Source organism: Collimonas fungivorans (genome assembly GCF_028292705.1).
GTDB classification, from domain to species: domain Bacteria; phylum Pseudomonadota; class Gammaproteobacteria; order Burkholderiales; family Burkholderiaceae_D; genus Collimonas; species Collimonas fungivorans_B.
This window is the reverse complement of the sequence record NZ_JAQGLV010000147.1, coordinates 1-7,516: the sequence shown is the minus strand read 5'-3', so window position 1 is coordinate 7,516 and position 7,516 is coordinate 1. Positions and strand designations below refer to the sequence as shown.

At 55.8% G+C, this 7,516-nt stretch carries 8 protein-coding genes; 4 read left to right on the top strand and 4 right to left on the bottom strand.

Features of this window, described 5'->3' with window-relative positions; translation table 11 throughout:
• The 4 genes from JWQ61_RS07460 to JWQ61_RS07445 form a co-directional block, all read right to left on the bottom strand.
• Positions 1–203 (bottom strand): aldehyde dehydrogenase family protein (locus JWQ61_RS07460; protein WP_304359966.1); only part of this gene is annotated, 203 nt, incomplete at its 3' end.
• A gap of 40 nt (positions 204–243) precedes the next feature.
• On the bottom strand, positions 244–1,074 hold the full coding sequence (locus JWQ61_RS07455; RefSeq protein ID WP_304359965.1) for a p-hydroxycinnamoyl CoA hydratase/lyase: 831 nt from the start codon (positions 1,072–1,074) through the stop codon (positions 244–246).
• Between the two features lie 149 nt (positions 1,075–1,223).
• Complete coding sequence (locus JWQ61_RS07450) at positions 1,224–1,694, bottom strand: MarR family winged helix-turn-helix transcriptional regulator (protein WP_304359964.1); 471 nt, start codon at positions 1,692–1,694, stop codon at positions 1,224–1,226.
• Positions 1,695–1,861: 167 nt separating this feature from the next.
• Complete coding sequence (locus JWQ61_RS07445; protein ID WP_304359963.1) at positions 1,862–2,746, bottom strand: LysR substrate-binding domain-containing protein; 885 nt, start codon at positions 2,744–2,746, stop codon at positions 1,862–1,864.
• Positions 2,747–2,994: 248 nt separating this feature from the next.
• On the opposite strand from JWQ61_RS07445, the gene psrA reads away from it, so the two are divergent.
• The 4 genes from psrA to JWQ61_RS07425 all read left to right on the top strand — a co-directional run.
• On the top strand, positions 2,995–4,098 hold the full coding sequence (psrA, locus tag JWQ61_RS07440; RefSeq protein WP_304359962.1) for an iron-containing alcohol dehydrogenase PsrA: 1,104 nt from the start codon (positions 2,995–2,997) through the stop codon (positions 4,096–4,098).
• Between the two features lie 231 nt (positions 4,099–4,329).
• Positions 4,330–5,628, top strand: coding sequence for an MFS transporter (locus JWQ61_RS07435; RefSeq protein ID WP_304359961.1), 1,299 nt, complete (start codon positions 4,330–4,332; stop codon positions 5,626–5,628).
• Between the two features lie 111 nt (positions 5,629–5,739).
• Positions 5,740–6,969, top strand: coding sequence for a phosphonoacetate hydrolase (phnA, locus tag JWQ61_RS07430; protein WP_304359960.1), 1,230 nt, complete (start codon positions 5,740–5,742; stop codon positions 6,967–6,969).
• A gap of 75 nt (positions 6,970–7,044) precedes the next feature.
• The coding region (locus JWQ61_RS07425) for an aldehyde dehydrogenase family protein (RefSeq protein WP_304359959.1) at positions 7,045–7,516 on the top strand (472 nt) is incomplete at its 3' end.

Sequence of the window (7,516 nt, the reverse complement as noted above, 5' to 3'; positions counted from 1 at the left end):
CGCTTGCGGCGCTCGGTCGGCGCCAGCGCGGCCCATGCCGGAAACGCCGCCTGGGCGGCTTCCACCGCCGCATCGGCATCCGCCAGGCCGGCGGCCGGCGCGCGGGTGGCAATGGCGCCGCTCACCGGGTTGCGCCGCTCGAAGGTACGGCCGTCAGCGGCCGGCAACTCCTTGCCGCCGATCAGCATGCTGATTTCGTTCATTCGATGGTCTCCTTTATAGTTATCTGGCAGCGCCGTCAATTCAGCGCTTATAGGCTTGCAGGCCGGGCTTGATCGCCTTGTCATCGAGGAACTGCTTGAGGCCTTGTTCGCGGCCTTGCTCGGGATCGCGCAACTGGGCCTGGTCGAGCTTCGCATACAGATAGTCTTCGGATTGCTCCCAGGTCAGTTCACGGGAACGCTTGAATCCATGCTTGGCGGCGCGCAGTACGACCGGGTTCTTTTCGATCAGCTTGGCCGCCAGTGCGATCGTTTCGGCACGCAGCTGCGCCAGCGGCACGCTCTTGTTGACCAGGCCCATGTCGGCCGCTTCGCTGCCGGTAAACGTGTCGCCGGTCATGATGAAATGCAGCGCGCGCCGGTGGCCTACCGTGTCCGCCATGGCCTTGCTCACCAGGTTGCCAGGCGGTATGCCCCAGTTGATCTCCGACAGGCCGAACACGGCTTCGTCAGCCGCCAGCGCCAGGTCGCACGCTACCAGCGGCGAGAATCCGCCGCCGAAGCACCAGCCGTTGACCATCGCGATGGTAGGTTTTGCATACATGCGCAGGCGCCGCCATTGCCATTCCGAAGCGTCGCGGCGGATTTTTTCCTGCAGGATTTCGGGACCGCCGTCGATTTCACGAAAATATTCTTTCAGGTCCATGCCGGCAGTCCAGGCCGCGCCGTTACCCGTCAACACCAGTACCTTGGCGGCGTCGTCGAGTTCGATGGCATCGAGCACCTGCAGCATTTCGCTATTGAGCGTGGGGCTCATTGCGTTGCGTTTTTCAGGGCGGTTGAACATTACCCATGCGATGCCGTGCTCGACCTTCACCTCTACTGTTTTCCAACGACCCTGGTAAGCGCTCATATCGAATTTCCTTATGAATATCACAAAAAAAACTGGCGATGCCGGTTGCCGATCACCATCCTTGGAATTCACTTTATATCAGGTAACCTGATATGTCAAACGCGATTAAGCCGTTAAAACAAAAAACTTTTAAAAGAAAACGGGTAGTGTCAGGCGCGCAGGTTGCGCACGAACAGTTCGAGGCAATTCTGCACGGAGTCTGCTACGTCCGGCGCCATGCCGGCAAGCATCTGGCCTTCGATCACGCGTACCGCCTGCTCGCACTGCCGCAGGATTGCGCGGCCCTCATCGGTAAGCTGGAGCAAGACGATCCGCCCATGGTTCGGATCAGGTTCCCGGGTAATCCAGCCTCGTGTCGCCATGGCGTTCATGACTTCGTTGGCTGACTGCGGCGTGATCAAGGAACGTTCGGCCAGCTGGGCGTTCGATGCCTGGCCGCCCGCATCCAGAACGGACATGACGGTGAATTGCCCGATGGTCAGGCCAAGCGGGGCAAGTGCTTCGGATATCCGGCGTCGGATGATCCGATCAAGGCTGCCGATGACATAAGCCAGCCGCAGCTTGGGATGGGGCTTGCGCGCAGAGGCATCTTTCGGAGCTGGCTTGGGTTTGCTGGTCATCAATGGGAAAAATGGTCAGAATTTGCCGAATCTTAACATGCAGATTCATGTTGATGCCGACGGTTCCGCTTTCCCGCTGCACATCTCATTAGTTGCGTCGCTTGCCGGGAGAGAAAGAGACTTAACGACGTCTCCGTTGAAGACATGCTCGACGAATCTGGTCAAAACTATTTTTTTCGCATGGTTTTCTGCAGTGTTTCTGATTCAAGCACGCTTCTAAGGAGCGGCCGATTTTTTCGTACGGCAAGTGCGCACATGTAATAGTCAATGGTCACCGGCGCGTCTTTAAGCTTGATCGCTTTCGTTCCGGGTATCGCCATGTATTCGATCTCGGATACGAAACCAATGCCTAAGCCTTCCGCGATCGCATGCATGGTGGCTTCCCGGCTGTTGAGCTCCATTACGCAATTTATCTGGACGCCCTGATTCCTGCATGCGTTCTCGAGCAATTCACGCGTCTTGGAACCGGGTTCACGCATGATGACAGCTTCATTTTTTATGCTCGCCAATGGTACGGACGACCTGCTCGCCCAGGCATGGTCATCCCTGACCACTGCGACAATCGGGTAGCTCCGGTACGGAACGACGTGCAGCCGCTTGTCGGTTTCTATGAAAGCCAGAATTGCTATGTCAATGGTGAAATCATAAAGCCGGGCGAGCGCTTCCTTTTCCGTGTTGATCGAGATCGCGAATTCAATCCCCGGATGCTTGCGCATTAAATCATAGGTCAGGTTCATTACCACAGGCGGTGAAACTGCGCCGATGCGTAGCAATCCTGTTTTTTGTGAATGCAAGCTTTGCAACAGCTGAACCGCCTCGTCTTCCTGGCCGAAAATTCCTTCGGTAATTTCATACAGCCGCCGACCCGCATCGGTTAATTCGACATGCCGGCCGCGACGGTAAAACAGCTCGACGGCAAATCTGCCTTCCAAGGCCTTGACTTGCTCGCTGATGGTCGGCTGCCCTATTTTCAGGTAGGCCGCCGCAGCGGTAAAGCTGTGTGTTTTGGCTACGGCGTGGAACGAACGAATCCATTTATGGTACTGATACATACAAATCCCTCAAGAGCACATCTTCTTCAGTGGCCACATGGCCGCCCTGCCATTCAACGCCGCGGTTGCGCTTGAAATGCCAGCCCCATGGCCACTTCCCAAAAAATTGCATATATATCATCGCATGCAACGTTTTTCCATTATCGGTTGAAACGATAGAAATAGAAGAATAATCGATTTGTGCTATGGCCTGGGCCCGCCGACAATCCATTTACTAAAAATTTATAACCAATAAACAGGAGACCCCGATGACACAACGATTCTGCAACCCTGTCGCGACCCATTTCGGTCCCGGCAGCCTTGAAGAACTGCCCCGCATCGTCAGCGGCGCAAAGGTGGTGGTGGTGACTTTTCCCGAAGCGCGCTCGTTGGGTCTTCTTAAAAAGCTGGAGGATTTGCTAGGCAATCAGCTGATTTATGTCATCGAAAATGTTCACCCCAACCCGGACGTTTCCCAGTTGGCAGAAATGTATAACCGGTTCTGGCGGGACGAACACGCATGCGATACGGTTGTGGCGCTGGGGGGCGGAAGCGCTATCGACACTGCCAAGGCCTTGATAGTCGGAACCGAAGGCGGGAGTTTCGATGAACTGCTGGCCCTGCTTGCCGACGGCAAGCCTTTTACGCCAAGCAGGGTAAAGACGCTCATTGCCATCCCGACGACCGCCGGCACCGGCAGCGAAGTAACGCCGTGGGCAACGATCTGGGATTCGGCGAAACAAAAGAAATATTCGCTGCACCTGGATTGCACCTGGCCCAAAGCGGCTATTGTCGATCCGGATTTAATGCTTACCCTCCCCAGGGCGATTACCGTTTCCACGGGACTGGACGCGTTATCGCACGCGCTGGAATCGATCTGGAACGTCAATGCGAATCCGATTTCCGACGCGCTCGCGATCGGGGCGATCCAAGAGATCATGGCCTGCCTGCCGTTACTTGCCAAGGAGCTCGACAACAAGGCGCTGCGATCATCCATGGCGCTCGCTGCGATGAAGGCAGGATTGGCATTCTCCAATACCAAAACAGCTCTCGCTCACTCAATTTCTTACGAGATGACTCTGCGATATGGATTGTCGCATGGCATAGCCTGCTCGTTCACGCTCCCTCTGGTTCTCGGCATGGCATGGGGCGAGCTTCCCGATAGGGACGCCGCCCTGCAGCGGGCGTTCAATACCGATCGAAAAACCGCGGTGGACCGTTTACGCGATTTTCTGCACCAGCTCGAAGTCGGGACCGAATTTTCCGACTATGGCGTTTCGGAGGAAGAAGCGCAGGAGATGGTACAGCATGCCATGCGGGGTGCGCGAGGGAAGAACTTTATCGGGGCAAAGGCCGCATTGGCGCTGACATGAGCTGTGTCCGCGGATCGAGGGCGCAGTCACGTCGACGGACGGTCCAGGGAATAGATACGGAAAGCCGTGAAAAATTTCACGGACCAGATGATTTTTACATTTCCATGGAGGGTCTGCAACGTCGCAAGATTTACATTGATTAAAAAATAAAAACTACCTTTTCCAACACAAATAGGAGTGGGGTTTTCCGAGGCATAGCAACTCGGTTATCCTCTATAAAGGAGACATGCAATGAGTTACATATATACGTCGTCGGATCGGCTCGCGTCAACCGACACGCGTTTTCGCAAGGCGCAATGGCGAATGCTCCTTGCGGCGATGCTTTGTTATTTGTTTTTTTACACCGGCAGGCAGACATTTGGCTTCGCGATTCCAGGCATCCAAAAAGAGTTTGGCCTTTCTAAAGAGACCCTGGGCTGGGTATCCAGTGCGATGTTATGGTCATACGCCATTGGACAGGCAATCAACGGCAATCTCGCGGACAAGTTCGGCGGCCGCCGGATCATGAGCCTAGGCGCGGTTCTTTCCTGTTTAGCCAATTGGATCGTAAGTTTTTCGAGTGGATTCGGGAGCCTGATTTTCCCATGGGCAGTTAACGGTTACTTTCAAGCATTGGGATGGGCGCCAGGCAGCCGCCTGCTGTCAAATTGGTGGGACATCGGCGAACGGGGCAAGGTATATGGCTTCTATGTGTTTGCCGCCGGCTGCGCCTCCGTGCTGTCTTACATAACATCGATTGCCGTGCTCGACGTTTTGCATCTTGACTGGCGATGGATATTCCGGATTCCCGTTCTTCTCATGCTTGGCGGAGGCATATTCTTCTATCTGGTTGCCCGCGAGCGGCCGGAAGACCTGGGTTTTCAACCGCTGGACACCGGCGTTGCCAACCACGGCGATAAAGCACACGCTGTCCTTGATGATCGGCAGGAGTCTTCCTGGACCCGGTACAAGGCCGTGCTGAAAAACTGGCGCTTGATCGTGGCGGCCCTTTCCTTAGGCTTTCAAAACGCAGCCCGGTACGGTCTCATCGTTTGGGTTCCCGTCCATTTTTTCGGATCGAATTGGGCGAAGTCGCCGGACGCGTTTATTGATCCCAAATGGATCAGCGTCGCTCTTCCGGTGGGAATGGCCATTGGCGCGCTAAGCAACGGCTGGATATCGGACAAGCTGTTCGGTTCGAAGAGATATAAAGCGATCATGCTCTACATGGTGCTGGGTGCAATCACGAGTATCTGGATGTTTACAATCCCCGGTCATTCGATGCTTGGGGTCATGGCGTTATTCCTCTGTGGTTTCTTTGTGTACGGGCCAGCGTCATCGTTTTGGGCGTTATGTCCGGACCTTGTCGGTTCGCGTCGCGCCGGCACCGCTACCGGCATCATGAATTTTTCATCGTACCTGTTTGCAGGTCTCGGCGAACCGCTTATCGGCAGAATGCTGGACCACTCCGGCAATACCGCATTGATATTTCCAATTGTCGCCGTGAGCTGCGTAATCAGTGCGGTGGTTGCCATGTTCATCAAGCGCTGACAGGACTGCCCGGCTGTTGTGCGCCCATGCGATGGCAGGTCGTCGCCGCATCCATGGGCGCACCTGCGGCGGCAGCCGCCCCTATCTCCTCAAAAACCAAAAGGTTAAATTATGTCTGGCACCAAACCCCTGCAGGTCAATGGCCGCAACTATCCATGGATGAAACAACCTGTCGTCGTCGTGTGTGTCGACGGCTGTGAACAGGAATATATCAATCAGGCAATTCAGGCTGGCGTCGCACCGTTTTTAAAAAAAATGGCGGCGCAAGGAACCGTGCTTACCGGCGACTGTGTAGTGCCCAGTTTTACCAATCCGAACAATTTGTCGATAGTCACCGGGGCGCCGCCTTCAGTGCATGGCATCTGCGGCAACTATTTCCTGGATCGCGAAGCAAATCAGGAAGTCATGATGAATGACGCCAAATACCTGCGCGCCGGCACGATATTTTCCGCCTTCTCTGACGCCGGCGCCAAGGTCGCAGTGATCACCGCCAAGGATAAATTGCGCGGTTTGCTCGGCCACAAGATGCGCGGCATCTGTTTCTCGGCCGAGAAGGCCGATCAGGCTACGCTGGAACAAAACGGCGTGGAGAATTTGCTGGAACTGGTCGGCATGCCATTGCCGTCGGTGTATAGCGCCGAATTGTCGGAGTTCGTGTTTGCCGCCGGCGTCAAGCTGCTGGAGACGCAGCGTCCGGACATCATGTATCTCTCGACTACCGACTATATCCAGCACAAGTTTGCTCCCGGAACGCCTGGCGCCAATGCCTTTTACGCCATGATGGATCACTACCTGACCCAGCTCGATGCGCTGGGCGCGGTGATCGGCTTGACCGCCGATCACGGCATGAACGCCAAGACCGACAGCGCCGGCACACCCAACGTGATTTATCTGCAGGACGTGCTGGACGCCAGGGCCGGGAATGGCAAAACCCGGGTGATTCTGCCGATTACCGACCCGTATGTCGTACACCACGGCGCATTGGGTTCTTACGCCACCGTGTATATGAATGAAGGAGCGGATCTGGACAGCGTTTCCCGCCAGATCAGCGCGATCCCTGGCGTCGAGCTGGTGTTGACGCGCGCTCAAGCAGCTGCCCGCTTTGAGTTGCCGGAAGACCGTATCGGCGACCTGGTGATTGTCAGCGAACGCCTGACGGTGATCGGCACTTCTGCCAGCCGCCACGACCTGTCCGAGCTGAAGCTGCCATTGCGCTCGCATGGTGGCATCTCGGAACAACGCGTGCCGCTGATGTTCAATCGCAGGCTTGGCGCGATTCCTTCCGACCATCGGTTGCGCAATTTCGACGTGTTTTACCTGGCGATGAATGCTGCAGCCTGAAGGCCTTATGTGGTTACTGGCCAAGACAAATAATGTGCGGCAGTGACGCGAACAATTAATTAATCTGGAGATGAAATGTCGATGCTAAGCGAATTGAAAAAAATCAAGGAAGGCGAACCGTTGCGCCAGCAGATGCGGATTGGCGGGAAGCTGGTGGGCAATGAACGCCTGATCGAGGTATTAAATCCCTACAACGGAAAACTGGTCGGGACGGTCCCGAAGGCGACTGTCGGCGATATCCGCGACGCCTTTCGCATCGCGCGTCAGTTCAAGTCGAAGCTGACACGTTTTGAGCGCTCCAGGATCATGCTGCGGGCAGCGGAAATATTGCGTGCCAATACCGATGCCGTTTCCGACTTGATTACCGCCGAAGCCGGGCTGTGCAAGAAGGACTCGCTGTATGAAGTGGGCCGTGCCTGTGACGTCTTCGTCTTTGCCGCCAATCAGGCGCTGGTCGATGACGGCCAGGTGTTTTCCTGCGACCTGACGCCGCATGGCAAGCAGCGCAAGGTTTACACCATGAAAGAGCCGCTGCTGGGGGCCATCT